Source organism: Nitrosospira multiformis ATCC 25196, from assembly GCF_000196355.1.
GTDB classification, from domain to species: Bacteria; Pseudomonadota; Gammaproteobacteria; order Burkholderiales; family Nitrosomonadaceae; genus Nitrosospira; species Nitrosospira multiformis.
Window position 1 is genome coordinate 23132 of record NC_007614.1, and the last position, 25909, is coordinate 49040.

Annotated in this window: 21 protein-coding genes and 1 tRNA gene; 13 read left to right on the top strand and 9 right to left on the bottom strand. The window is 55.4% G+C overall.

Going from position 1 to position 25909, the window contains the following annotated elements:
• Positions 1-21 precede the first annotated feature (21 nt).
• The gene (trxB, locus tag NMUL_RS00115; protein ID WP_011379387.1) at positions 22-972 is read left to right on the top strand and encodes a thioredoxin-disulfide reductase; all 951 of its coding nucleotides are present in this window, start codon (positions 22-24) and stop codon (positions 970-972) included.
• 154 nt (positions 973-1126) lie between these two features.
• Positions 1127-1762 (top strand): Smr/MutS family protein, encoded by a 636-nt coding sequence (locus NMUL_RS00120; protein WP_011379388.1) that lies wholly within the window; start codon positions 1127-1129, stop codon positions 1760-1762.
• A gap of 30 nt (positions 1763-1792) precedes the next feature.
• Here the strand turns inward: NMUL_RS00120 and NMUL_RS00125 are convergent, their stop codons facing one another.
• The 3 genes from NMUL_RS00125 to NMUL_RS00130 all read right to left on the bottom strand — a co-directional run bounded on the left by NMUL_RS00125 (position 1793) and on the right by NMUL_RS00130 (position 4207).
• Complete coding sequence (locus NMUL_RS00125; RefSeq protein WP_011379389.1) at positions 1793-2188, bottom strand: TraR/DksA family transcriptional regulator; 396 nt, start codon at positions 2186-2188, stop codon at positions 1793-1795.
• A gap of 148 nt (positions 2189-2336) precedes the next feature.
• Complete coding sequence (locus NMUL_RS15860; RefSeq protein WP_167535539.1) at positions 2337-2498, bottom strand: hypothetical protein; 162 nt, start codon at positions 2496-2498, stop codon at positions 2337-2339.
• Positions 2499-2971: 473 nt separating this feature from the next.
• A complete protein-coding gene (locus NMUL_RS00130; protein ID WP_011379390.1) occupies positions 2972-4207 on the bottom strand; it encodes an MFS transporter in 1236 nt (411 codons plus the stop codon).
• A 32-nt stretch (positions 4208-4239) separates the two neighbouring features.
• On the opposite strand from NMUL_RS00130, the gene NMUL_RS00135 reads away from it, so the two are divergent.
• Both NMUL_RS00135 and NMUL_RS00140 read left to right on the top strand, forming a co-directional pair.
• A tRNA-Arg gene (locus tag NMUL_RS00135) sits at positions 4240-4315 on the top strand.
• 793 nt (positions 4316-5108) lie between these two features.
• Positions 5109-5735, top strand: coding sequence for a hypothetical protein (locus tag NMUL_RS00140; protein WP_146063211.1), 627 nt, complete (start codon positions 5109-5111; stop codon positions 5733-5735).
• Positions 5736-6746: 1011 nt separating this feature from the next.
• On the opposite strand, the gene NMUL_RS00150 is transcribed toward NMUL_RS00140, so the two are convergent.
• Positions 6747-7205: a surface antigen protein gene (locus tag NMUL_RS00150; protein WP_011379392.1), complete on the bottom strand. Its 459-nt coding sequence runs from the start codon at positions 7203-7205 to the stop codon at positions 6747-6749.
• A gap of 205 nt (positions 7206-7410) precedes the next feature.
• Here NMUL_RS00150 and NMUL_RS00155 point away from each other — a divergent pair, with 205 nt between their 5' ends.
• Complete coding sequence (locus NMUL_RS00155) at positions 7411-7590, top strand: hypothetical protein (protein ID WP_041352677.1); 180 nt, start codon at positions 7411-7413, stop codon at positions 7588-7590.
• A gap of 125 nt (positions 7591-7715) precedes the next feature.
• Here the strand turns inward: NMUL_RS00155 and NMUL_RS00160 are convergent, their stop codons facing one another.
• Positions 7716-8993 (bottom strand): DUF445 domain-containing protein, encoded by a 1278-nt coding sequence (locus NMUL_RS00160; RefSeq protein ID WP_011379394.1) that lies wholly within the window; start codon positions 8991-8993, stop codon positions 7716-7718.
• A 403-nt stretch (positions 8994-9396) separates the two neighbouring features.
• Between NMUL_RS00160 and NMUL_RS15105 the strand changes: the two genes are divergently transcribed.
• From NMUL_RS15105 to NMUL_RS00180, 4 genes are all read left to right on the top strand, one after another.
• Entirely contained in the window at positions 9397-9882 is a 486-nt protein-coding gene (locus NMUL_RS15105; RefSeq protein WP_011379396.1) for a DUF5132 domain-containing protein, read from the top strand.
• Positions 9879-10391: an HMA2 domain-containing protein gene (locus tag NMUL_RS00170; RefSeq protein ID WP_011379397.1), complete on the top strand. Its 513-nt coding sequence runs from the start codon at positions 9879-9881 to the stop codon at positions 10389-10391. Before NMUL_RS15105 ends, NMUL_RS00170 begins: the two co-directional genes overlap by 4 nt.
• Before the next feature lie 192 nt (positions 10392-10583).
• Positions 10584-11420, top strand: a complete 837-nt coding sequence (locus tag NMUL_RS00175; protein WP_011379398.1) for a hypothetical protein — start codon at positions 10584-10586, stop codon at positions 11418-11420.
• Positions 11421-11693: 273 nt separating this feature from the next.
• Positions 11694-12053 (top strand): HMA2 domain-containing protein, encoded by a 360-nt coding sequence (locus NMUL_RS00180; RefSeq protein WP_011379399.1) that lies wholly within the window; start codon positions 11694-11696, stop codon positions 12051-12053.
• A gap of 45 nt (positions 12054-12098) precedes the next feature.
• Here the strand turns inward: NMUL_RS00180 and metK are convergent, their stop codons facing one another.
• Both metK and NMUL_RS00190 read right to left on the bottom strand, forming a co-directional pair.
• A complete protein-coding gene (gene metK, locus NMUL_RS00185) occupies positions 12099-13289 on the bottom strand; it encodes a methionine adenosyltransferase (RefSeq protein WP_011379400.1) in 1191 nt (396 codons plus the stop codon).
• On the bottom strand, positions 13286-16408 hold the full coding sequence (locus NMUL_RS00190; protein ID WP_011379401.1) for a cation-translocating P-type ATPase: 3123 nt from the start codon (positions 16406-16408) through the stop codon (positions 13286-13288). The genes metK and NMUL_RS00190 overlap by 4 nt, the downstream gene beginning before the upstream one ends.
• 374 nt (positions 16409-16782) lie before the next feature.
• Here NMUL_RS00190 and NMUL_RS00195 point away from each other — a divergent pair, with 374 nt between their 5' ends.
• A complete protein-coding gene (locus NMUL_RS00195; RefSeq protein WP_238529837.1) occupies positions 16783-18783 on the top strand; it encodes an FAD-dependent oxidoreductase in 2001 nt (666 codons plus the stop codon).
• 4 nt (positions 18784-18787) lie between these two features.
• Here NMUL_RS00195 and NMUL_RS00200 read toward each other — a convergent pair whose 3' ends face one another.
• On the bottom strand, positions 18788-19873 hold the full coding sequence (locus NMUL_RS00200; RefSeq protein ID WP_011379403.1) for a DNA topoisomerase IB: 1086 nt from the start codon (positions 19871-19873) through the stop codon (positions 18788-18790).
• A 315-nt stretch (positions 19874-20188) separates the two neighbouring features.
• Positions 20189-20542: a bleomycin resistance protein gene (locus NMUL_RS00205; protein ID WP_041352297.1), complete on the bottom strand. Its 354-nt coding sequence runs from the start codon at positions 20540-20542 to the stop codon at positions 20189-20191.
• A 197-nt stretch (positions 20543-20739) separates the two neighbouring features.
• Between NMUL_RS00205 and NMUL_RS00210 the strand changes: the two genes are divergently transcribed.
• The 3 genes from NMUL_RS00210 to NMUL_RS00220 all read left to right on the top strand — a co-directional run bounded on the left by NMUL_RS00210 (position 20740) and on the right by NMUL_RS00220 (position 25799).
• A complete protein-coding gene (locus NMUL_RS00210; protein WP_011379405.1) occupies positions 20740-21318 on the top strand; it encodes a TetR/AcrR family transcriptional regulator in 579 nt (192 codons plus the stop codon).
• Positions 21319-21485: 167 nt separating this feature from the next.
• Positions 21486-22661, top strand: coding sequence for an efflux RND transporter periplasmic adaptor subunit (locus tag NMUL_RS00215; RefSeq protein ID WP_011379406.1), 1176 nt, complete (start codon positions 21486-21488; stop codon positions 22659-22661).
• A 9-nt stretch (positions 22662-22670) separates the two neighbouring features.
• The gene (locus NMUL_RS00220; RefSeq protein WP_011379407.1) at positions 22671-25799 is read left to right on the top strand and encodes an efflux RND transporter permease subunit; all 3129 of its coding nucleotides are present in this window, start codon (positions 22671-22673) and stop codon (positions 25797-25799) included.
• The last annotated feature ends 110 nt before the right edge of the window (positions 25800-25909 follow it).

Below are 25909 nucleotides of genomic sequence, written 5' to 3' on the forward strand. Positions count from 1 at the left end.
CTCAATAGATATCGATCAGGAATGACTAGTAAACACGCACGCCTTCTCATCCTCGGTTCCGGTCCTGCCGGTTATACCGCTGCGGTCTATGCCGCCCGGGCCAACCTCAAACCCATGCTCGTCACCGGCCTGGCACAGGGAGGCCAGCTCATGACCACAACCGAGGTGGACAATTGGCCTGCGGATGCGATGGGCGTGCAAGGCCCGGAACTGATGGAACGTTTTCAGAAGCATGCGGAACGTTTCGATACCGAGATCATTTTCGATCACATTCATACAGCGCGGCTCTCGGAAAAACCTTTTACGCTGATCGGTGATCAGGGTACTTATACGTGCGATGCCCTGATTATCGCAACCGGCGCCTCTGCGCGCTATCTGGGAATGCCTTCGGAGGAAGCGTACATGGGCAAGGGAGTTTCGGCCTGCGCCACTTGCGACGGCTTTTTCTACAAGGGACAGGACGTGGCCGTGATAGGGGGCGGCAACACAGCGGTAGAAGAGGCGCTTTATCTTTCCAATATTGCCCGCAGCGTCACTGTCGTTCACCGTCGCGATAAATTCCGTTCAGAAAAAATCATGATAGACAAGCTGATGGACAAGGTAAAAAACGGCAACATCAAGCTGGAGCTTCATTACGTGCTCGATGAAGTGCTTGGCGACGAGAGCGGTGTTACCGGAATGCGCATAAAGAACGTTCTGGATGATTCGACCAAAACGATCGATTTGCAGGGGGTGTTCATCGCGATTGGCCATAAGCCGAACACCGATATTTTTCAGGGCCAGCTAAAAATGGAAAACGGTTACATCATGACGCAGGCGGGAATCCATGGCAATGCCACGGCCACCAGCATTCCCGGCGTTTTTGCGGCGGGCGATGTACAGGATCACATCTACCGGCAGGCAGTAACCAGCGCGGGAACCGGGTGCATGGCTGCGCTGGATGCCGAAAAGTATCTGGATGTCCTGGTCTGAGGCGGGGAGCGGCAACCAGAACAGGACTTCCGCGTAATTTGCCAATGCGTAATTTGCCAATTCACGCCCCCCTTCAAGCCTTCAAGCCCGGTCGATATCCACGTTATCCACGGCCCGAGGGGAATTGGCCGAAGGGAGTTGCTCGGGGACCGAGATGAGAAGACGGGAAGGAAAGCCCGGCATCCATACCACCACACGCACAGAAACTGCTGCCGGGAGCGATAAACGCGAGGGAACCGGCGCATCCATCGGGGATAATGATGCTGCCGTGTTTCGTGCTGCCATGCGTGACGTCGCCCCCCTCGCCCCAACCGATAAGGTCATCCTTTCGGCCAGCCATCCGCCACCTGTCCCCCTTCAGTTTCAACCTGCACGCCCTGCTGTCCATGATGCCCTGTCGGACGATGGCCACCCCCTGGAGCCTGGCGATGAGTGGGCTTTTTTGCGCCCCGGGGTCTCGCGCCAGACCTTGCGCCGGCTGCGGCGAGGCTATTGGAAAATTGAGGCCCAGCTTGACCTGCACGGGCTTACGCGGGAGGAAGCACGGCTCGCGCTGGGGGTGTTCCTGGATGCGAGCGGCGAAAGTGGGAAGCGTTGCGTGCGAGTGATACACGGCAAGGGATTCGGATCGCAGAATCGGGAGCCCGTTCTGAAAACCCGGATTGGCGGCTGGCTCTTCCAACGGGAGGATGTGCTGGCTTTCTGCCAGGCGAGGCCGGCGGAGGGCGGCAGCGGCGCCGTCCTCGTGCTGCTCAGGATATTCTCGGACAGTCAGCCGGCAACCCCGTGAAATATCCGGGCGCTGCTTAACACGATCTGCTTAAAGGGTAGGTTTGTTCTCGTGCATGTAAGTCTTTTCATGCACTTCCTGACAGCGTACGCAACGTTGCGCAGTGGGATAAACCATGAGCCGGTCGAACCCTATTTCGCCGCCACAGTCGATACAATCGCCGTAATCCAGGTCCGCCAGGCGTTTTAGCGCCGCTTCCACCTCGCGCATCTCGTTCACCTGGCGATCCACGAGGTTGGCCCCCACGTCCACCAGCATATCCGCTACAGAAGCATCCCCCGGATCAGCGACACTGCCTGCCAGATCGGCATAGTGCTGATCGCCCGAACTCTCCAGTTCGTCCCGGACCTCTTCCCGCAGTTGCAGGTAGCGTTGTTGCAGAACTTCCTTCAACTGCGCCAATTGCTCTTCAGTAAATTGTGCCATGATAAATTCCTTTATGCTCGGGATTGCCGGCTGACAAACCCTCAGGAAAGAGGAAAACAGATATCCTGCTCAAGCGAATTTACAATGCAATTGCATGCAAGGCAGGGGAAACCAGCGTCCAGACTCGAACGAAGGTGCAAATCCTCCCTCAGTCTTTTCCGGGAAAACGGAAATCCCTGACCGCGGGCAGATTGAAATCCGGCGCGGGCTGCTCCGCTTTCAGTGGAGCGGATGGCTCCGCATTTGCCATATGACTCAAAAAAACCAAGGCCAGCGCCGTGAGCGCCGCAACTATTTTCCCTGTTTTCATGAGTATCTCCAATTTTTTAGAGCATGGAGCAAAGCGAAATCTGGCGAAAGCCTCTCAGTTTCCACATCATTGCAATAAGGGCAATGTTAAGTGCAATGGATTAATTATAGAAGGGTAAGCAGCACTGTGCGCACCCCTTTGCATTGTACTCACCTCTTCTTCCTGCAGGTCTTGAGCACTTGAATCCTGAATTCTTCGCCTCCCGTTCGCCCTGAAACTGTCGAAGGGGAGCGAACGGTTCAGGACAAGCCGCCACCAAGCCGTCAAAGGGGACGAACAGACTGCGGGCATGCCTGTCGAAGGTCGAATGGAGGCATAGTAGGACTTTTCAAAGGAATCGACTGTGCTCAGGACAACACAACTTCTATTCGAAAAGCAAATAAACGTATGGTGAGTAGAGCAAAGCGCAGGCTACTGATGAAACGTATGGCTCACTTGTTCGATGCCTTGAGAGCTTCTCCGAAGCTCACCCTTCAGTTCGGATTCAATTTTCTTACCGGCAACGCCCACATCCGCAACAGCACCGCTGCTATCGCTGCCAGTCCTCCCGCGAAAAAGAATGCCGTGGCTGCACTCTGAAACTGCCAGAGCGATCCGAACAGCAGCCCCGCGGGAATTGCCGCGAGCCCCACCATCAGGTGATACCAGCCAAAAGCTGTTCCCCGTTCCCGTGGCAGCGCGTAATCGCTGATGATGGCGCGCTCCGCCCCCTCGCTCATGCCGGCGCATAAACCGTAAAAAATGCTTACCGCCCATAATCCGCTACTCCCCGCTACCTGCCCCAGCATCAGGAACGAAAGCGAAAACGTGGACCAGCCTATCAGCATCAACGTCCCGCGTCCCAGACTGTCCGCCAGTTGCCCCCCCCAGATGGAGGTCGCGGCTTTGCAGAGACTCAGCGCCGCCCACAGCAGCAGTAATTCCACGGTTCCAACCCCTAACTGATGTCCCAGCAGCAGGATGAAGGTTTCCGACGCGCGGGCAAACGTAAACAGCATCAGCACCAGAAGATAGCGCCGCATGGGGAGGGATAAGAGCGACCAGCGCAAAGGGGGAAGTTCGGGAGGAACTGGACGATGACCGGCAGCATCCTCCTTATCCTCCTTCACTCCGACTCCGAGCAGCAGCACGGCGATGACGCCTGGAACCGCGGACCAGAGGATCACTTCCGTGAGGCTCAAGCCGGACCATGCCAGCACTGCCGCCGCCACCAGGCTGCCTGCAACGGCGCCGCCGTTATCCATGGCGCGATGATAGCCGAAGGCGTAGCCGTGCATTCCCGGCGGCGTCGCGTCCGCAACCAGCGCATCACGCGGCGCGCTGCGCAAACCCTTGCCTGCCCGGTCGATGCTGCGCAATACCAGAATCACGAGCCAGGAGCCCGCCAGCCCGAGCATTGGGCGGGTAATGTTCGAAAGCGTATATCCTGCGACCGCAAGCCCCTTGCGCCGTTCCCTCATGATATCCGAGTGCCGTCCCGCCCACAGCTTGAGCAGACTTGCCACCGCATCCGCAACACCCTCGATCAATCCCAGCGCTATCGGTCCCGCTGCCAGCACCGTCGCCAGCAGGATCGGAATGAGTGGAACGACGATATCCGAAGCAAAATCGTTGAAGAAACTCACCAGGCCGAGAACGATCACGGTGGGGGGCAGTTTTTTCCGGGGGACAGGTTGCTGGGGCAGCGCTATCTGATCAGGTTTTTCCATACCCGAATATTAGCGTAAAATGCGCGGTTACCGCCCTGGTAGCTCAGTGGATAGAGCGACCCCCTCCTAAGGGGTAGGTCACACGTTCGATTCGTGTTCAGGGCGCCAATAAAAACAGGAGGTTATACTTTTAAAATAACTTCCTGATTACGTCAGGGTTGCGCGCGCCGTAATACCTCTTTTCTCTGCCTTTTTATACCCCATCTTCTGCATCAGATAGCCCAGCTGTTACTCAGGTGTACTTTAGTCCAGTAGTCACCAGCGTATCGGGTGATAAGATTCTGCTGCTAATAACCCAACAAAAGACTTAAACACAATTGATCGGGTTTTTGACGTTGACAGTGATTTTATGAAAATGGCATTAATGCTATCACTATACTCTCCAGCTTCCTATATTGTCTCATTGGCTATATTTGCATCATTTATCTTCTTTTTTCCCCTGATTTTTAGGGAATTATCGGGCTCGCAATCCAAAGCGGCATTCCATTCGTTGAAGCAATGTACTAAACTGGAACACCACGGCTTCGCTTCTTGGCGAAACGATCGGGAGGAACAGCTCTGCCGTCCTGCGATGATGCTTTTCATCACGCACCTATAAAAAACTGGGCGATAACAAATGAGAACACTAAAACTAAAACTTTTAATCCTCGTCACTCCATTTTCTCTGTTTTCTGTCCCGTCACACGGGGAATCGAAAGGGGCACCGGTGGAAATCGTCACGAAGACGTATAACCGGGTTTTGGTTCAGGCAAACAAGGATGGGCCGCGGCTCGCAATCGACGATAAAGAAGCCGGAGCAAGCGCTTTGGGTAAGGAAGCGAGCCACTGCAATCAGGACAGGCAGACAAGTTTTGCCAAGGGACGTGCAAAAACCTCCGTAAACAAGCTGAATGAACTGGGGGTGGAAGTCAATCTGGAAAGTGCGGCTTTCGCGCGCGGTGGATATTTCATAACCTGCCAAGAGAGCAATCCGAGGCAATTCCCTTGTGACACGGGGGGATGCCTGGGAAATGTCACGAACAACAAGTTGGCGAGCGCGGATGTAAGCTCCAGCGCGCGCGTGGAGCTTCGTTTGCTCACCGCCGATTCTTCGGATTACCGGATAAAAATATCAAAATCGGGTTCAAGTGATCTGGTGGCTACTTTAATAGGTCCGGATGGCAAGGAAGTAAAACTGAATGAGCCGGGCGGCAAAGATCCGGTTCTACGGCGAGCAAGCAAAGGAAGCTATCAACTGAATCTTGAGCTTCCGGCAGTCGCAAGCAAGAAAGGCCAAGACAGAGAGGAACTCGAGAAGTCTGCTACGGTTCGCGTCCAATTAATCGCGCTTCCCACTCAGGAGTCCCCGAAAACGGAAACTCCAAAGCCCGAAGCTTCAAAACCTGAAACCCCGAAATCCGAAACCCCGAAGCCTGAAGCTTCAAAATCTGAAACCCCGAAATCCGAAGCTCCTAAGCCTGAAACTTCAAAACCCGAAACTTCAAAACCCGAAACCCCAAAGTCCGAAGCTTCAAAATCTAAAAAGTGATAAGTGCCGAGTTCCACTTGAGATTTTTCTGACTGGAGCTTGGTTGAAGGGGCCACTGCGGCATCCTGTTCCTGCCGGGTGGTCCACGGTGTTGGCTTCGAAGAGCACCGCTCAGGGTGAGGAGGTGCCCTCATGACATATCCTCCCATAGCCTAATTTCCTGCCCCCTGCTTCCGCCGGTCGGGGCGGTGCAAGGAGTAGCAATTCGATGAAGGGTGAGGAAATTCCCTCCCGAAGACTTCTCCTGAAAAGTGTCCACACGGATGACCGTATCCTTTTACCACTTTCCTCTTCCCGGAGGGGCAGATGTTGAATCATCGATGGTGGTAAACTTGCTGCTATCCGCCATTCAGCATTCCAGAACAACAAAATCCTCATTTTCTTTCATCCGATCGAACTGAAACCGCTTTTCCACTCTCTAATTAAGGACCTCACCAGGAAAGTCTGATCACGCGTCTTGAGGTTCTGATTGGCTGTCAACGGGTTTGTACATGGGGCGTTGAACGGTGGGAAGGCAAAGATAAGCGGCAAACCGCACAGACAATGTGCCGGGGAAGTAAGAGAATTGTTTTACGTCAGGTCAGGCGAAACTGGAGGGCGGGAGAATGGGAAGGGGTTTGGTCGATTTGTCCGGTTTGAGCGGTGAGCCGGAAAGTGATGATAGGGCAGAGAAGCTCCTGGCACGCTGGGAAGCGGAGATCATGAATTCCTCGGCCTCGGATATGGGACCAGTGGAACATGGGCAGCAATCGTCGATTATCCCGGGAAACCGCTGGAGTCGCGTGCGGCTTCTTGAGCGCCCGGCGCGGCGCCAATCCGCGCGAGGCCCAAGCGTTTCTTTGCATGCCACATGCAAAAAACGGAAGCGCAGGTGAATCGCTTCGGATTTGAGGACGCTCCAATATCGCCCACTTCGTGTATTTATAAGCACGACCTTATGCGTACCTGATCTGTTCGCTTGCTTATTTTCCCTTATGGGGGAGAAAGTCGGTATGAGGCCTTTTTTCCTTCCTATTTGCAGCTTTTTACATCCTCCGTAACAGTTTTTCCATCTTTCAGTACGACAGTTTGGCGGATAGTCTTGCAATTGCTGCTGTCATCAACGCCAACGACTTCGGCTCTCCCGCTCACGCCGCTGTCGGGATTGGTGAAAGTCTGGGTCTGATTGGTTTCATACGCCCGCTGGGAAGTCTGAGCCATGCGGCGCTGATCTTCCTGGCCGAGACGTCCTCCGATTTCCGCACCCAGATAATATCCGCCCACACCGCCAGCCACAGCACCCAATATACGGCCCGCGGTTCCCCCACCCAGGTAGCTGCCAAGATAGCCGCCACCAATGGAACCGGCAACGCTGCCGATCAAGCCGCCGGCACGCCTCGTTTCGGTGGACTGGCATGCTGACAGGAGCGCAACCAGGGCCAGGAGCAGCAAGCGCTTTGCCCATGCAGCTGAAATCGACGTTTGATTCATGACCTTACCTCCAAATTTTGCTTCAGGCTGGATTCGACATTGTACAAGTAACATGGGGCCGCAATGCAGTTATACTTGCCGGGATCCTTTTGCATCTCATTGTGTTATTAACGAAAAAGAAGACGCGAGGATGGCGCGCCTGTTCTGTTTTCTGTGGGGCGACTTTCTGCGACAATTATTATTTTCCTCTTATTCCCAGACTGCAATGAAATTCAGGAAAATAATAAACCTCGTTACTCTGCTGGCCATTCTTCCCGCACTCTCGGGTTGCTGGTATCTCTTGGCGGGAGGTGCCGGTGCTTACGGCGGCTACAAGATGAAAGAGAAGGGTTATACGCTGCAGAATCCCATCACAAAAGAGAAAAGCAGTCAGACATCGAAATAAGAGTGTAGAAATATTGCGCCCGTATTGCTTACGCTCGCGCACCTTTGAAGATCTCCATATTCTCCCGTGAGGTCATCTCTCTCACGGGAATGAGCCGGAGGAAGGATGTTTGTAGCGGCTGGAGATCAAGCGAACAGGTGGGCGATGGTGTAGATCGCCAGGCCTGCCAGTCCGCCTATCAGCGTGCCATTGATGCGGATGTACTGCAGGTCCTCGCCCACCTGCCGCTCGATGCGGTGCGTCACTGTCTGCGTGTCCCACTCCCGCACGGTGTCGGCAATCAGCCTGCCCACATCGCGCTGGTGAGACTGCACCGCTTCCACCAGCACCTCCCGCATCCAGTTATTGAGCCGCTCCCGCAAACCACGGTCCTCAAGTACAGTATCGGTGCCCGACTGTATGAGGCCCCGCATCCACCCCCTGATTGCCGAGTCCTCGCTGTCGATGTCCTCGCGCATCCCGTTGCGGAGGTCGCGCCAGACTCCGTCCGCGTAGTCCCGCAAGGCCGGATGCTCCAGCAGCTTGCGGGTGTGGGCGGCAACCTGCTCGCGATACTCGGGTGAAGTAGCCAGGTCGGAGGCAAGCTTGCCGATGGCAGCATCCAGTCGCAAGCGCAGGGGGTGGGCAGGGTCGCGCGCGATCTCCGCCACCACCTCGCGCAGGGCTGCCACCACGCTTTCCCCCACCTTCTCATCCATCGAAAGCCGCTGCCAGAACCAGGCTGTGTTTTCGCGCACCCGCTGACGGATACGGGATTCGTTCGCGGTCACATATTCATCAGCCTCGCGCAACAGCTTGTCCAGCAGCCGCTGGTGCCGCTTTTCCGCAGTGAGCATCCTCACCGCCTCCCCGAGCAAAGGGCCAAGATCGATGCGCCCCGCTTTTTCCAGCACCCCGGCCGAAACGAAATGCTGCACATGGCGCTCGTCCACCGAATCCAGCAATTCCGGAATCAGGTGCGTCACATAATCCGCCAGCAGGTCGGTACGCGCCTCCCCGCACAGCCACGTTGCCAGTTTCCCGGACAAATCCACAGGCGCAAGCTTGGCGGCAACCACTTCGGGAGAAGCAAAGTTGCTCTCCACGAAGCGTCCCAGCGATTCCCCGATGCGATCCTTGTTACGCGGAATGATTGCAGTGTGGGGAATGGGCAGGCCGAGGGGCTGGCGGAATAACGCCGTTATGGCAAACCAGTCCGCCAGCGCGCCCACTACCGCAGCTTCGGCAAAAGCGCGAACGTAGCCCATCGCGGGATGAACCGGAAGAAATATGTTGGTCAGAACGAGAACCGCAAGCATCACCATCAGCAGCGCCGTCGCCAGACGCCCCATCCGGTTATCGGCAAGTGATCGCTTCAGAGAGCTCGTGTGGCGACTCGAGGCTGACGATTCGATAGGCTGCATTCGTTGAAACTGAATGTTCAGGAATAAAAGCTACTCATTTCTCAAGGCTTTTTTGAGCGAGGTGAATTGAAAGTACATGCTGCAAAACCGTGTAGTCAAGATATTTTTTCGTTTTCCGGATTTCCTGATCGACGTGCCTACCCGAAAGCCATACCCGGAAATGCCGCTTGAAGAAAGAAAAGGAAGGGCAGCCGTACGAAATTTCCCCCGATTGGAGGATTGTGCCCCGTTTGTATCCCCGTAAGTCCCATGCTATTTCAGCGCTGGAATGCACGCTTCTCTAATAGTTCTCATCCGGGAATGGAATGGCTTCAAGAATATTAAATTTTTGTGGCAGCGCTTGAAAAAAAACAAAAATTATCTATAAATTTATTTTGGCCTCCCGGAAGCAAGGTGAAAAATCATGGCATCCGAAAACTTCAAGAGCAACCTGATCACGGGCTTGGCGGCAGGCGTAGGGGCGACACTGCTCGCGCCAGTGCTGCTTCCATTTCTTGCCCGCCTCGTCAGGCCCGCTACCAAGGCTGCTATCAAGGGTAGCGTCCTTCTGTATGAGAAAGGACGTGAATCATTTGCCGAATTGAGCGAAACGGTGGATGACCTCATGGCAGAGGTCAAGTCGGAGATGGAAGCGGGTGCGGTGGAAGATGTGGCGGCGGGTGCCTCGGCAGTTCAGGCCGGTAGTGCGCAAGGGAGGACTGCCTCACCACCCCCCCAGCCCAGACCGGACTCTGTCGCCGGCCAAAGTTCGGCCACCCCGGCCGCAAGTCCGCCAGGCGAAGCCGATAAGGCACCGGAAAGTCTCCTCACGCAACCCGCTATGCAGGCGAATCGGGGTAGTCAGCGCCATGAAGAAGCGCAGGATCGACCGCCAACCAAGGGGGAATGATGGCGCCACTTGCGCGGGTGGTCCACTCTCTGCCGGGCAGGAAGCGGATAAAGATCGACGAAAGGCGCGGCGATACTGCGTACTTTGAGACGCTGCAAAAAGAACTGGCGGAGTGCCCAGGGGTTGGAGCGGTAGTGACGAATTCGCGGACGGGCACAGCGCTCGTCATCCATAAGGTGGAGGATCCGGTTCTGTGGCGCTATATCGCGGAACATGGGTTACTTCAGCTCGGAAAGAATGAAACCTCAGCCCCTGCAGTTGGTCCTTCAATCGTCGATGACATCAGGAACGTCGAACGTAAACCATATCCAAAATCTGGAAAGAAACCAGATATCCGGCGATTGATATTCCTGGGAATGATGGGTATGGGCATCGTGCAGGTAATCAGGGGCAATATAGCGATCCCGGCGATAGCGGCATTCTGGTACGCGTACTTCATTCTTCCTGCGACGAACGACGATAACCAAGAACATTCCTTCCTTGAAACCAAGTTGTCCGAAGAATCCTAGATTTTGGAAATGATTGAATGATGATTTCCGAAAATCTCGCAAGACTAAAAATCTGTTGCAAAAATTCTGAGCGAGCCAAGGGGTTGCAAGAGTCCACCACGGGATTCTGTGTCGAAGCGGTAATAAACGGCAGAAGTGAAAGCATTTATATCGCATGGCAAGGAAATCGTAACTATACGAGGAGGAATCGAAATGAAGACCCCTAGATCAGGCAGGCACGGAGGGGGAAAGCCGCACCCCGAGGAAAAAAAGTGGACCGATAATAATATAGAGACTCCCGAGGAAGCAAGGTATGCCCGTGGTGAAACACCCCCGGGAGATGAGGGATATGTGGGAACGACACATCCCTATCGCTCGGATGCTGAGCGCGCGATGGGAGAGGCTGGCCGCACCGTAAAAACAGGCATTGCCAGCAGCTTGAGAGGCATCGATGAAATTGAATCTGATATCGTAAGCCTGGTGCGCAATACCGTATCCAATACGTTGAGAGCAACAGGGGCAGTCGGTGCGGAAGCAGTCGATATAACAAGGGATGTCGTCAAGGGTGCTCTTGCCGCCACCGAAGACGTAGGGACCGGCCTGGCGCTTTCCACAAAAAGCGTTGCCAAGGGGGTGGTAATGGGCGTGTCCGATGTGGGGGGCGACGTTATCACGGCCGCAACAGAAACCGTAAAGGCCGCAGTCCGCGGTGCTGCTGACGCGGGGGGTGACACGTTGCTGGTTGCCAAGCGAACGGTGGACGGCGTGGCAGAGGGAACGAGGGAGACGGGAGGCAATGTCGTAGAGATGGTCAGGGCGACCGTAAACGCGGCAGCTGGAGGGATAGGCGATATTGGCACCACCGCTGTCGCGAGCGTGCGCGACATTCTCATGAGTGTTGTGGAGGGTGTAAAGGACGTGGCAGGCGCCGCAATGCTAAAGTCATATCACCCGGAGGACCGCGTTTCTCCTGGAGAATATACTGCTCCCACGGAGCGTACCAATCCGCCAGAATATGTCTCTCCTCCGGAGAGCAAAAAGCCCACGTAATCGTTATCAGGGCAATACCACTCGGGCGCCTCAGCCCTGTTCTATTCCATCATCCTGCAGGCTCAACTCTTGCACAATCCTTCCGCTACATCCGACACCTCGACACCGCAACATTCCGTGTAAACAAGTGCACCGTGGCTTCGGCAACCAGTTCATTCAATCGGTGGTCGTGAATTTCCATTTCATGACTCAGTACTCGCTCCGTTTCATCACCTTGTAACAAAGTCCCGCTTAAATACCTCCATGAGAAAGATACCTTAATGGAGGTAAATCATGGCTCACTATATCCACCATGTCCCGGGCAGATTGCGTGTCAATACGCCGCTCCTCAAAAAAAACGAGCCCGGTGCCCGGCAGTTGAAATCGTACTTGGAAGGGGTAAATGGTATTCTTCAGATTGAAGCCAGCATTGTCACAGGCAGTGTCGTGATCAGGTATGACAAATGTCTCGTAAGCTCCACGTCGATTTTAAATTCCCTGCAGGACCTCGGATATATCCAGCATATCGGCACTCTATCCGAATCCGCGAACGGAACTCGGGGAACGCCGAAGGTCGTGGATATTTTCGTGCAGAAACTCGTGGAAACTGCATTGGAACGGTCGGCTGTGGCTCTGGTCGCAGCACTGATCTGAGCTGGGCATATCGCTCGAGATGCGTTGACCCACCCAATATCCAGCCTAGCGCAGCAATGCAGCCTTGTCCGTGTTCTCCCACGGCAATCCGATATCCATCCGTCCCACCTGCCCGTAAACCGCAAGCTTGCGGTAAAACAAACCGCGAAATAGTTGAGGCTGATAGCGCAAATTAAAGGCGCGGATGATCCCGGCAGGGCGGAAATCAAACTGGTCGAGAATACGCGCCGTTATTTCGGTATCAGGAACGCTCCCTGTACCAAAAGTATCCGCCTGCACGCTTACCGGCCTCGATATTCCTATCGAATACGCCAGATGTACCTCGCATGCCTGGGCGAGGCCGGCGGCGACTACATTCTTGGCCGCGTAGCGCGCTGCATACGCTCCCACGCGATCGATACGAGAAGGGTCCTTGCCGGAAAGCGCGGATTCCGAATGCCGGGAATATTCACCGTATGTATCCACTGCGTTCTTGCGGCCAGTCAAGCCGGAATGTAGCGACGGTCCTCCGTCGGCGACCAGCCCTTCCGGATTGATGAAAATATGGGTGCGGGAGTCGGGCCGCAGCGTCTCCGTTGCGAAAACCGGCTCAATCACATGCGCGTTGAGATCATCGCGCAGCGGTGCGAGGCCGCGCATGGCGGTCTTCTGCTGAGCGGCAATGATGGTGATGGAATGAATGCGATACGGTCTGCCTTCGCGATATTCCACCCCTACCTGCGTTTTTCCATCGGGCGCAAGATAGGGGATCTGCTTCTGAAAACGTGCGGCCGTAAGCCGACGCGCCAGTTTATGCGAAAGCGAGATGGGCAGCGGCATAAAGGCCGAGCTCTGATTACAGGCAAAGCCGAATACATTGGCCTGGTTCTTGGCAGTAACGGATTCCAGCTCTTCCTCATTCATTTCCCTCTCATCTATGAACGGATAAGACGGTGCCGGCAGTTCGCTCAGGCTCGTCATGATCGTGCAATCTCTTGCATTGAAATCCGCTTGCTCGTAGCCAAGCTGGTGTATAACCCGGCGCGCAACCTCGGGGATGTCGACAGAAGCCGACGAAGCGAAGCGGGCTGCGATAAAAAGTATTCCCGTGGATACTGCGCACTCCGCTATCACCTTCGAAAAGGGGTCTTGCTGCAGAAAGCGGTCGACCAACGCATCGCTCACTTGATCGCAAAGCTTATCCGGATGCCCTTCGGTTACAGATTCGGAGGTGAACATGAAATTCTGTTTCATCATCCATACTCCTGCGGCGCTGGTGGTAGAGATAGCGGCTCTTTACGTCGCTTGCCTTTGAAGGCAGTCTCTTTGGTTGCTTCATTCAGGAAAAAAGGCAGTACAGAACCTGCGCCTATCGCCGCCACATCGAGTGGGCCTATCGGGGTATTACCCAGCAGACTGCGGACGCCTGGCACCAGCACCGTAGCCCATTGGAGCAAGGCCGTTCCACCGATCGCCAGATCGAGATAGCGATTGGAGCGGAGCGTCTCGTGGCTGAATATGCCGATATGATCCGAACGGCAACTATATGCGTGAAGCAACTGCCCCATCGTCAGGGTCATGAAGGCAATCGTGCTGGCCTTCTGCCCTCCGCCATAACGTGTCATGGCATAGCCATAACCGCCCATTGACCCCGCAGCCATTGCCAGCGACTCCAGCCCGTAGCGCTTGAAGTCGGCGGGACCTACAATGGGTTCCGCCGGGTCTCGCGGGGGCTGCCGCAGCACATCCGGCTCGGGCGGCTCCACAGCAAGCGCCAGCCCGGGGAAGACATCGGTTACCAGGTTGATCCACAGCAAGTGACTGGTGGTGAGCGGAGTACCCAGTCCTGTCCCTATAGAGCCGAGCATCAGCATGATCTCGGACAGATTGGTGGCGGTAAGGAAATGAATCGATTTGCGAATATTATTGTAAATCGTCCTGCCTTCCGAGACGGCCACAATCATGGTGCTGAGATTATCGTCTTCCAGTATAACGTCGGCCACGCTGCGCGCCACCTCCGTGCCGGTGCCGCCCATGGCGACGCCAATGTCCGCGGCCTTGAGGGCGGGCCCGTCATTGATGCCGTCGCCCGTCATCGCGGCGATTTTGCCCCCGCGCTGCAGTGCCTGCACGATTTGCAGCTTGTTGGCCGGGCTGACGCGGGAGAAGATATTGACCTTTTGGGCAAGCCCAGCCAGGACCTCTGCATCAAGTTGATCAAGCCGGGTGGAATCGAGAATGTCGAGTTCGCTGCCGCCGGATAACCCAAGTTCCTTCCCTATCGCATATGCAGTGCCGCTCTGATCACCGGTTATCATCACCGTGTCTATCCCGGCCTGATGAAACAAGGCGATGAGTTCCTTCATCCCCTGCCGCAGGGGATCTGCCATTCCCGTCATTCCCAGCCAGATGAGTTCATCCGCTGAAGATTGATCGGCTTGTCTCGGTTCGACGTAGGCAAATCCCAGCACACGCAGCGCTTCTGCCGCCATGCGGTCATTTTCCATGAGTATGACCGTTCGCTCCGCCTGCGTGAGGGGTAAACGCGCGCCGTCCTTCAACCACCACCGACACATTTCCAGCACCTCGACCGGATTACCCTTGACAGCCACGAGCTTTCCCTCCCCTTGCGCGCTATGGGTCGTGCTCATGTAGTTCCGGGTTTCGGTACGGTATTCGACTTGCTCTCTGGGATAGCGCCGACGAAGCGCCTCAACTGAAACGCCTGCCGCCAGCGCAAGGTGCATCAATGCGCTTTCTGTTGGGGATCCCTTGAGCAGATAGTTGCCTTTCTCCCCGTTCAGTTCCACTTCGTTGCAAAGAACAGCCACATGGAGGAGCCGCAACAATTCATCGCTCTGATAGGGATTGATTCTTATACCCGCATCGTAAAACACATCACTATCCACTGTAATGCGGCGTCCTCCGCTGTACAGGGCCAGGACAGACATACGGTTGAGAGTGAGCGTTCCGGTTTTGTCCAGGCAGATTACCTGTACTGCGCCCAAGGTTTCCACTGCATCGAGGCGTCGCACCAGCACCTTGTGACGGTTCATTGTCCGGATACCCAAGGCGAGAGTGGTCGTTGCCACGGTGGGCAGGCCTTCCGGGACAGCGGCCACGGCAAGGGAAATGGAGGTTTTCAACATTTGCAGCCAAGCGTGACCACGGACCAGCCCGATCAGAAACATGGCTCCGCAAATGCCCAGGGACAGCAACACCATCTGATTCCCCAGGATCGCAAGCTGGCGCTGCATAGGTGTTTCCGGAGGGCGCGTTTCACCTACAAGCGATTGAATCATGCCGATCTCGGTATACCGGCCGGTCGAAACCACTACTGAGAGGCCGCTGCCCCCCGTTACCACCGTACCCATGTATACCATGTTAAGCCGGTCTGCGAGAGAGACCTCCGGCTTGTCCAACGGGCTCACTCTCTTCGCCACCGGAAGGCTTTCTCCGGTAAGCATGGATTCATCCATCATCAGATTGCGCGACTCGAGCACCCTGCCATCAGCAGCTACCCGAGCCCCGGGTGTCAGCACCAGGATGTCGCCCGGCACCAGGGACTTGGCCGGCACCTCCAGAAGCCGTGCATCGCGGATGACCATTGCGTTCTGCTCGGCCACATGTCCGAGCGCATTAATCGTTCGCTCCGATTGAGACTCGGCAACATAGCCCGTACCCGCGTTGATCAAAACGACTCCGAGGATCACGGCCGCATCGAGCAGTCCTCCAGTGGCTGCGGAAAGGACAGCGGATACACCGAGTAAAGCCACAGGCAGGCTTTTAAACTGCCCCAGAAAAATGCTCAGCCCGGAACGGGGCGGCGTCTCCGGTAGGCTATTGACCCCGAAATAGCCAAGCTTCCGCTCCACGGAAGCTTGGCTAAGACCGAATTCCATGGAAGTTTCAAGCGCAGCCACCACGGTATCGCCAGGCAAGGCATGCCAATTTTTACGATCCTGTAGAAGAACTGAATCGGGATCAGAAGAAATGACGGGAGAAGCAGGACGTCCGGAGGCACGCAAAAAACGGCCATCGTCTACCGGGTTCCCGGGAATGATTTCATGCCCGGCCTCCAACAGCAGTTGCTCCAACCAGGTCTTGATTTCTTCAAGGTCGCGTGCCGGATCAAAAACGATCAATACCCGGCCCGTGAGAATGTTCGCGGAAGCATGTCTGATCGCATCATGCCTCGGCAGGGCAGACTCGAGCTTACGCCTGACGGACTCCGATCGATACAAACCCCGTACCTTAAGCCTTGCGCGGCCCCCCACAGCTGCATGAACGATGCGCACCGGTTCGGGAGGCTCGGCTTCAGTCGCACCTGTCCCGAAGAAAGAAGGGCGTTGCATCTGGTCGAAAAGTAGAGACATCCTCGTAGGAGTTATGTGGTTACATGACGTTTCGCTGCTACGGAATATGCTACGCGATGCTCAGGACAAACATATAATCACCGACCTTGCCGCCAAGGCGATCAGTAGTATTTCCAAAAGACTACAACTTCCTCGCCTCGATATCTCGAACGATTGGAGACTTCTTCTTTTTAGGTTAAAACGACATTCTCAGCAAGCTGTGCCGGCTCTTTGATGCACTTCGCCGCCAATCAGCGCACCTTGTATTCTGAAGCAGCGGGATTACTGATTTCTGTTTCCATTCCGCGATCTTCTATCCTTATAATTCAAGCTCAGGCACTGTGCCTGATGCCTCAAGGCATCAGATTCGGGTTCCACCAGGTTTCGCAAGCTCCTTGAAGCACGAGGTCACCGGGGTAACGGGAGAAAAAATGCCGGGCAATACATCCCATACACAGAAATCGGAAATAAATGATCTGGTAATTGTCGGCGGCGGTATTGCCGGACTCTATTGCTGCCACGAGCTTATCAAGAAAGTCCGGAGCGGCTCGCTCGATATCAGGAGCATTCTCCTTCTGGAAGCTTCCGACCGGTTTGGCGGGCGCATCGAAACGTGGTCCCTGCTGAGAAGCAGTGAGGAAAATGGAAAGAAGATCGGTTTTGAAGATACATGGGACCCGTGTAACTGGAACATCGATAACGGTTGCCTTGCTCCCCCTGACCCGCAAACGGGTAAACAGTCTCCATTCAAAGGTCCGACAGAAAAATCATTCAGGAATGTGGATGGCAAGGATGTCGAAAAGCTGACCGATATCGAATACTTCCGCGCGGAATTCGGGCCCATGAGAATCGAACCGCGGGACCAGATTTTATTGCAGGGATTGCTCGACGATCTTGGAATCAGGGAGCCTGACCCGGGGGAGGAAGAAAGCCTGGATGACCTCGTGCCGTTCTCTTCGTACACCTCCGAAGATCCGATGGCGCCTCGCTTCACCCTTCAGGAGGAGGAAGCACAGCAGAAAACTCCTTTTGACCTGATGATACTCGCTCTCAGGCGCATCTTCGAGCTCGTCCAAGGTCCGAAATTCGACGGCCCGGCTTCGAATCCCTGGTGTACGGAAGCCGCCAATGAACAATGGAGAAAATTGCACAGCGCGCAGTTCTTTTATCGCCATTACTGGAAGGGAGAGCTGCTCGAATGGATACAGTACCTTACCGATCCTGACTTCGTAACGATTCGGGAGCATGCGCGGTTCAGGGACCAGCCGTTATGGGACCTGGGATTCTGGAACGTCCTCAGCGACGTCTTGAGCCATTATGCGGTGGTCAAGATCAGGGATTGGGGAAGTTACTATCACTTTGTCCACGAAAATCTGAATGCCGCCGAGTGGATCATCTTCTGGCTCAGGGCAATTCGAAGCACAGGTTCGCTTCGAGGCATACGCGGAGGGATGAGCAGGATAATCTGGAACCTGCTGGAAGTCTTGCGGAAGCACCAGAACAGTCACCAATCTCCTCGTCTGAAAATCGCGAAAGGCTCGAGGGTGGTGAGCGTAGAAAGACGGGATGATGCGCTGGTTGCCCTTACCGTGCAGAATGAGGATGAGGTCGAGCTTGTGTGCGCACGAAGAGTCATTTTTGCCCTGCCGAAGCGTCCGCTCGAGGAAATGTCATGGAATGGGGAACATCCAAAAGGCAAGCTTCACGAAGCATTCAATGCGGTCGTTTGCCTTCCGCTACTGAAATGTTTTTTCGTCATCGAGAAACCCTGGTGGGAAGACAACCGGTCTCTCAACCGCCATGCGTCCGACATACCAACCCGCGAGTTGCTGTATGTGAAAAGCAGGGACCGGACAAAAGGGTTGATCATGATTTATACCGATCGCCCGGCAATCACATTCTGGTCCGATTATCTCAGAAGCGAATCCGGCAATAATTCCAAAGGTCCCGAGCAACCGGAGGGGCCGCAGGTCGACTATCAGGATGCCGCCAGGATCTGGTTCCTGGAGAAAAAACCTTCCCCGACGTGCGGTTCGATCATCGAAATCAAGCCCGGATCGGCTCGCCTATGGCAGCGTTTCGTGCAGTTTGCCAGGGATTATGAGCACCATGACTTTACCACGGGCCGCCTTCTCGCCTGCGGGATGCGCGACTGGGGAAAGGAGCCTTTCGGCGCCGCAGCGCACGGGTGGCGTCCGGGTGTAAAGTCCCGGGAGCATATCGAGTTTCTCGAGGCATTTTCTCTCGAACAAGAGGAGCAGGAAACCGGGCAAAACAACCTGCATGTTTGCGGAGAAGCATTTTCTGACTACCAGGGATTTATTGAAGGCGCGCTGCGATCAGCGCAGCGCGTGCTGGTTGTGATAGAGGAACAGCAGGAGCCGGGAAAAAGCTGAGTTTTTATCCAGTCTTTTGTTTCCGCAGAAAAGACAGCACGGCAGACTCGAGCGGGTCATGGGCGGCATGCGCCGCTTCTTCCATTTCCTGCACGCAGCGATGAAGATCGCCTTTCTGCCAGGCAGAAAACACCGCCGGATTGATGTAGGATTTCCGGCAGACGGCAGGGGTATTGCGCAGATCTTCCGCGACTTGCCGTATCGCCGCAACGATGCCGGCCTTGAGAGCGCGCTTGGTCGGGAATTCAGGCAACGGCGTATTGAGCATGATTTCGAACGCCCGCAAGGTTCCGCTCCATGTTCGGAAATCCTTCGCGGTAAATTCGGCTTCCATGACTTCGTGGAGGTAGGCGTTTACCTGCTCCGCTCCGACCGGCCGTCGCTTGCCGCTCTCATCCAGGTACTGGAAAAGATGCTGGCCCCTCAGCTCTTGGCAAGCCCGGATAATGGTGATGATGCGCCTGTCACCGATCGTGACTTCGTGCTCGACCCGGCTCTTGCCCCGGAATTTCAATAATGCGCGCCTGGGGTTGATGAAGGCAAGATGCCGCTTGCGCAGGGTTGTAAGTCCGAAACTGTGGTTATCGCGGGCGTAAGACAGGTTACCGATGCGCACTTGCGTCGTATCAAGCAGTCTCACTATTGCAGCAACAACCTTTTTTTGCGGCAAACCTCGTTTTTTCAGATCAAGGTGTACACGCTCACGCAGTTGAGGTAAAGCTTCGCCGAATTCCACCATGCGGTCAAATTTGATGCTGTCCCGCACCGCGCGCCAATCGGAATGGTAGCGGTACTGCTTGCGGCTGCGCGCATCCAGTCCGGTGGCCTGCAAGTGGCCCAGAGGATGAGGGCAAATCCAGACGTCGGTATAAGCGGGAGGAATGGCGAGCCGGGCAATGCGCTCAAGCTCGCCCTTATCACTCAAGGGCTTTTCATCCGGACCGACATAACGAAATCCCTCGCCGGAGGCCAACCTTCTGATCCCAGGCTCATCGCCGGAGACATAGATCAACCCCGCGGCCGCCGCTTGCGCCGCCAGAATTTCCACCGCCTGGGGCCGCAACTCCTCCTTATTCGGAGAGAATGACATATGGTTACTCCTGTCGCAGGCTGGTTGTAACAAAGTCAGTATGTCAAGCAGTTTGGAAAACGAAAAACAGGGGATTCGAAGGTCAGGCGCCAGGGTACTGCCAAGCAGCAGACTGGATACGCTTCTATCGACAGCAATGATAGCCTTCCGGTTCCATCCTTTTGGAAGGGTAAAAACCAGGAAGAAAACTTTATCTGTCCTGACTGGTTTTCTTCATTTATGGAGATATTTAAGCGAGGCATCACCTCGGTGATTGCTCAAAGCGTTCGCATATTCCTTATCTGGTAGGTTGGAATTTCCAAGGGGGCGATGGGGTCAGTGCGTTACGAATCTCAAACGGTTACCGTCCGGATCTGTTACCACCATTTCTCGGGTCCCCCATGGAGTGTCTTGGGGCGCTTCAATAGTGGTAATGCCTCGACCAGTAAATTCACCATAGCAGTTGTCAACATTGGGAACTATGAAGTAGATCGCGCCACCCCCCTGACAGTCTCCAGTATGTTCCGTCAGAAAAATAACCTGATCTTTCCTGGTCAATTGTATAAATAGAGGAAAGCCTGGCTCGAACTGATGCTTCCAATCAACGCTGAAGCCCAAGCCCTCCACATAAAACGGCAGGCTAACAGTGGCGCTGATTATCCGCAGTTGCGGTATAACTGTCTGGTTCAATATAAATTCCTTTGCTGTTTCTGACATACACTTGAACGCTATCGCTTCTCACTCTCCCATGTGGCGTCAGAGATTCCGTAACAGGCGAGAAAGAAGGGGCGGATAGCGAACGGTTCCTAAGATAACCTGAGAGTATTCTTGAAATCCCTGCTGGATGTTTATTTAAAAGATACCGTCCAGATGGTATCATTTTAAAGATGACCAATGCTAATCAACGCAATCAACGCAAGAAGCAGCCCGCTCTCGTTCGTCGCAGGTTACTGGATAACGGTGCCCGTCTCTGTGTGGAGCAAGGTGTGGCGGGTTTGACACTACAAGCGGTGGCGGATGCGGCAGACGTAACCAAGGGAGGGTTGCTGCATCACTTTTCAACCAAGCAGGCGCTTATCGAGGAAATCTTCAGCGAGCGCCTGCAAGCCTTCGATACGAGCATCAAGCAGGCAATGAAGCTCGACCCTGAACCATCCGGCTGCTTTACCCGCGCTTACATCACCGCGACGCTGGAGCTGATCGAGAAGGATGATTTCATTCAGTGGGCGGCCCTCATGATGGCGATGCTGACCGAGCCCGGCTTGAAGAAACGGTGGACGCAGTGGCTGGAACAGAGCCTGGAACAACACCGGGATACTGATTCCGCCCCCGAAATGCGGCTGGCCCGTTATGCCGTTGACGGACTTTGGCTGGCAGGCCTGCTCGATGAGGAGGAACGGGTGGCGACCAAACGCGAAGCACTGCATCTGCATTCCCAATTGATCGAGATGACAAGAAAACCATAACTCAGTCATTGCAACGTCAGGCCTCGGATCCGCCATTATTCCGGGCCCCGCTAAAGCCGTTTCTTCATTATGCTGGCCTCCCGTCAAGTCGTTTGAAGCAGGTACTGTCAGGCGTACGTGCTAAAAGCCGCCGAAGAAGGCCGGATCAACTTCCTTTCCCCGGAGACATGCGTTTCATAAACCTTATTACGACCATTTTCATTGCTCTCTCGACAATCTTCCTTGCCGCATGCAGCAATACGGAATCCAGCACTTCGGTCGAGCCGCCCCCACCCGATGTTGCGGTTGCGGACGTCCTGTCGCGCTCCGTGCGAGCATGGGACGAATTCAATGGACGTGTCCGTGCGGTCCCGACTGTAGAGTTGCGTCCTCGGGTCAGTGGCTACATCGATCGGGTTGCCTATAAGGAGGGTAGCGAGGTCAAACCTGGCGATCTTCTCTTTGTCATCGATCCCCGTCCGTACCGCAACGCACTCCAGAGTGCGCAGGCGCAGCTCGAACATGCGCGGGCGGCTGCAAATCTCGCCCAAAGCAGGACTGAGCACGCGCAGGCACTGTTCGCAGCACAGGCCATGTCGCGCGAAGAATTCAACGGCAGGCAAACGGAGTTGAACCAGACGATTGCCGAGGTGCGCGCAGCGGAAGCCGCTGTAGCCACAGCCAAGCTCAACCTCAATTTTACCGAGGTTCGAGCACCGATCGCAGGCCGCGTGGGGCGAGCATACCTGACTGCCGGCAATCTTGCGCAGGCTGACCAGTCGATCCTGACAACCCTGGTCTCGCAGGATCCGATGTACGTGTACTTCGACTGCGATGAACATAACTTCCTGCGCTACAAGGAATTCGCGCGCAAGAACGATCGCGAGAGCAATGTTTATCCGGTCCGCATCCGTCTGGCCAATGAGGAAGGTTTTTCGCATCACGGGACTGTAGATTTCTTCGACAATCAACTCAATCCCGCAACGGGAACAATTCGTGTCCGCGCTGTCGTTGCGAACGCCGACCGGGCGCTGACACCTGGTCTTCACGCTCGAGTGCAGCTGCAAGGCGGCGATGTGTTGCATGCACTCCTGATCGACGATAAAGCCATCCTGACCGACCAGGACCGCAAATATGTCTATGTATTGGGGGAGGGCAACAAGGCGCTCCGCAAGAACATCACATTGGGTCGGCAGGTGGATGGCCTCCGTATCGTACAGTCCGGCCTCGACACGACGGACAAGATCATCGTCATCGGCGCGCAGAAGATCTTTCACGACGGGATGACCGTAAAGCCCCAGCACGTCGCCATGGAAACGAGAGCGGCTATTCCCCCCTCTACGCTCCTGAAAGCAACGGAATAAGGGAACGGTATGGACTTTTCCAGGTTCTTCATCGACCGTCCCATATTTGCCATCGTTCTTTCGATCGTTATTTTCGCGGCGGGACTCATCGCCATCCCGCTCCTGCCTGCGGGCGAGTATCCGGAAGTGGTGCCTCCAAGCGTGGTTGTGCGTGCAATGTATCACGGCGCCAATCCCAAAGAGATCGCGGATTCAATCGCCGTTCCCCTGGAAGAAGCGATCAACAGCGTCGAAGGCATCATGTATATGAAGTCCGTTGCGGGCTCCGATGGAAGCCTGCAAGTGACGATCACCTTCACGCCCGGCATCGATCCCGATACCGCGGCCGTCCGCGTACAGAATCGCGTCGCCCAAGCCCTGTCCCGTCTGCCCAACGACGTACGCCAGTATGGCGTAACCACGCAGAAGCAATCCCCGACTCCGCTCATGTACGTGAATCTTTCTTCACCCGACGGTCGCTACGACGCGGTCTATCTGCGCAACTATATGACGCTGAATATCAAGGACCAGCTTTCGCGCCTGAAGGGGGTTGGCAACGTCGGATTGTACGGGGAAGGCGATTATGCGATGCGCCTGTGGCTCGACCCGAACAAGCTCGCCGCACGTGGCTTGACAGCCAGCGATGTGGTGGATGCCGTTCGCGAGCAGAACGTTCAGGTATCCGCAGGTCAACTGGGCGCCCAGCCATCACCCAGGAGCGCGGATTTCCTCGTTCCGATCAATGTTCGTGGACGGCTTCGCAGCGAGCAGGAATTCGGCGACATTGTCCTGAAAAGTGCCGATGATGGCCAATTGGTCCGCCTGGCGGATGTTGGGCGCGTCGAGCTCGGCTCCAGCGATTACACGCTCCATGCCATGATCGATAACAGGGGCAGCACTAGCGCCGGAATTTTTCTGACTCCCGGCGCGAACTCCCTGGAGGTGGCCAGGACGGTCTATGCCAAGTTTGAAGAACTTGCAGCAAGCTTTCCTCCGGGTATCGAGTATCGGGTGGTGTGGGACCCCAATGTTTTTGTCCGGGATTCCATCCGGGCCGTGGGTCAAACACTGATCGAAGCGGTCTTCCTGGTCGTGCTGGTGGTCATTCTCTTTCTGCAGACTTGGCGCGCATCGATCATCCCCCTGATTGCGGTGCCGGTCTCGATTATCGGCACGTTTGCCTGGCTCTACCTTCTCGGATATTCCATCAATACGCTGACATTGTTCGGACTGGTCCTGGCAGTGGGGATTGTCGTCGACGATGCGATCGTCGTCGTGGAGAACGTTGAGCGCAATATCGAGGAAGGTCTGAGTCCTCTCGCGGCAGCACACCAGGCCATGAAGGAAGTCTCCGGTCCGATCATCGCCATTGCGCTGGTGCTATGCGCCGTGTTCGTGCCCATGGCCTTCCTGAGCGGTGTCACGGGGGAGTTCTACAAGCAGTTTGCCGTCACCATCGCCATATCCACCGTCATTTCCGCGATCAATTCGCTCACACTGTCCCCGGCACTGGCGGCAAAACTGCTCAGAGGACATGATGCTCCGAAGGATGCGCCTACCCGAGTGCTCGAGCGCAGCCTGGGATGGTTGTTCCATCCGTTCAATCGGCTGTTTCTTCGCAGCTCCGGCAAATACCAGAGCACGGTAGCCCGAACACTGGGCCAGCGCGGCAGGGTGTTTACCGTCTATGCAGGACTATTGCTCGCAACAGTCATGCTATTCCATATCGTGCCGACCGGCTTTATTCCAAATCAGGACAAGCTCTACCTCTTTGCAGGCGCCAAATTGCCGGAGGGCGCTTCGCTTGCCCGTACTGACGCCGTCACACGTCAATTAAACGACCTTGCCAGCAGTATCGAAGGCGTGGAAATGACCGAAAGCTATGTTGGCATGAATGCGTTGCAGTCAGTCAACACGCCCAATCAGGCGGCCTCCTACGTTATCCTCAAGCCTTTTGATCAACGCCGGCGTTCCGCAGAATCCATCACCGCTGAACTGAATGCCAGGCTTGCCGACATCAAGGACGGGCAAGCCTATGCATTACTGCCTCCGCCTATTCAAGGACTGGGCAATGGGTCGGGCTATTCGCTCTATTTGGTCGATCGCGGCGGTCTGGGATATGGGGCGTTGCAAAGCGCAACCACAAAATTCCAGAACGCGATTGCGCAGACGCCAGGCATGACTTTTCCTGTCAGCTCATACCAGGCCAACGTCCCGCAACTTGAGGTCAAGGTGGATCGGGTCAAAGCCAAGGCCCAGGGAGTAAATTTGACGGACCTCTTCAATACGTTGCAGGTCTACCTTGGATCCTTCTACATCAACGATTTCAATCTATACGGTCGCGTCTATCGGGTGATGGCACAGGCGGATGCAGCTTTCCGCCAGAATGCTGAAGACATCAACAATCTGTATACACGCAATAGTCGAGGAGAAATGGTTCCGCTAGGGTCGATGGTGACGATTCAACATACTTTTGGTCCGGATCCCGTCATCCGCTACAACGGTTATCCCGCTGCCGACCTTATCGGGGATGCGGATCCCCGCGTACTTTCCTCGGGACAAGTCATCGCCAAGCTATCGGAAATTGCTACGGAGGTACTGCCCCCCGGCATTACCCTGGAATGGACCGACTTGAGCTATCAGCAGGTCACCCAGGGCAACGCGGCAGTCATCGTCTTCCCATTATCGATCATGCTGGCCTTTCTGGTGCTGGCCGCCCTCTATGAGAGCTGGACATTACCCTTGGCAGTCATCCTGATCGTGCCGGTATGCATGTGCGCCGCGCTTTTCGGGATCTGGCTCACAGGCGGGGACAACAATATATTCGTACAGGTGGGACTGGTCGTACTGATGGGTCTGGCATGCAAGAATGCCATCCTGATCGTTGAGTTTGCACGAGAACTGGAGATTCAGGGCAAGGATACCATCGAAGCCGCACTGGAAGCCTGCCGCCTTCGACTTCGGCCGATTGTGATGACTTCGATCGCCTTCATCGCTGGATCTGTTCCCCTAGTGCTCAGTCAGGGTGCAGGTAGCGAGGTGCGCTACGCAACGGGTATAACTGTCTTTGCCGGGATGCTCGGTGTGACTCTATTCGGATTGTTCCTTACCCCGGTTTTCTACGTGGCTTTGCGCAAGTTGGCCCGCCCCAAGCTGTAGGATAAATTTGGCCTCGAATCAACATCCGGTCTTTTGCTGGTCGAGAAACGAAAGATATGGGTATAGGACGGGATTTGACCGTGCTTCCCCCTGACCGTGTCCCCTCACAC

Excerpts from the sequence above, each read along its gene's own strand:
- NMUL_RS15105 (WP_011379396.1), top strand. The coding sequence starts at position 9,397 with ATGGCATCCGAAAACTTCAAGAGCAACCTGATCACGGGCTTGGCGGCA.
- NMUL_RS00170 (WP_011379397.1), top strand. The coding sequence starts at position 9,879 with ATGATGGCGCCACTTGCGCGGGTGGTCCACTCTCTGCCGGGCAGGAAG.
- NMUL_RS00160 (WP_011379394.1), bottom strand. The coding sequence starts at position 8,993 with ATGCAGCCTATCGAATCGTCAGCCTCGAGTCGCCACACGAGCTCTCTG.
- NMUL_RS00130 (WP_011379390.1), bottom strand. The coding sequence starts at position 4,207 with ATGGAAAAACCTGATCAGATAGCGCTGCCCCAGCAACCTGTCCCCCGG.
- NMUL_RS00120 (WP_011379388.1), top strand. The coding sequence starts at position 1,127 with ATGAGAAGACGGGAAGGAAAGCCCGGCATCCATACCACCACACGCACA.
- NMUL_RS00210 (WP_011379405.1), top strand. The coding sequence starts at position 20,740 with ATGACCAATGCTAATCAACGCAATCAACGCAAGAAGCAGCCCGCTCTC.
- trxB (WP_011379387.1), top strand. The coding sequence starts at position 22 with ATGACTAGTAAACACGCACGCCTTCTCATCCTCGGTTCCGGTCCTGCC.
- NMUL_RS00180 (WP_011379399.1), top strand. The coding sequence starts at position 11,694 with ATGGCTCACTATATCCACCATGTCCCGGGCAGATTGCGTGTCAATACG.
- NMUL_RS15860 (WP_167535539.1), bottom strand. The coding sequence starts at position 2,498 with ATGAAAACAGGGAAAATAGTTGCGGCGCTCACGGCGCTGGCCTTGGTT.
- NMUL_RS00150 (WP_011379392.1), bottom strand. The coding sequence starts at position 7,205 with ATGAATCAAACGTCGATTTCAGCTGCATGGGCAAAGCGCTTGCTGCTC.
- NMUL_RS00155 (WP_041352677.1), top strand. The coding sequence starts at position 7,411 with ATGAAATTCAGGAAAATAATAAACCTCGTTACTCTGCTGGCCATTCTT.
- NMUL_RS00190 (WP_011379401.1), bottom strand. The coding sequence starts at position 16,408 with ATGTCTCTACTTTTCGACCAGATGCAACGCCCTTCTTTCTTCGGGACA.
- NMUL_RS00175 (WP_011379398.1), top strand. The coding sequence starts at position 10,584 with ATGAAGACCCCTAGATCAGGCAGGCACGGAGGGGGAAAGCCGCACCCC.
- NMUL_RS00215 (WP_011379406.1), top strand. The coding sequence starts at position 21,486 with ATGCGTTTCATAAACCTTATTACGACCATTTTCATTGCTCTCTCGACA.
- NMUL_RS00200 (WP_011379403.1), bottom strand. The coding sequence starts at position 19,873 with ATGTCATTCTCTCCGAATAAGGAGGAGTTGCGGCCCCAGGCGGTGGAA.
- NMUL_RS00220 (WP_011379407.1), top strand. The coding sequence starts at position 22,671 with ATGGACTTTTCCAGGTTCTTCATCGACCGTCCCATATTTGCCATCGTT.
- metK (WP_011379400.1), bottom strand. The coding sequence starts at position 13,289 with ATGATGAAACAGAATTTCATGTTCACCTCCGAATCTGTAACCGAAGGG.
- NMUL_RS00125 (WP_011379389.1), bottom strand. The coding sequence starts at position 2,188 with ATGGCACAATTTACTGAAGAGCAATTGGCGCAGTTGAAGGAAGTTCTG.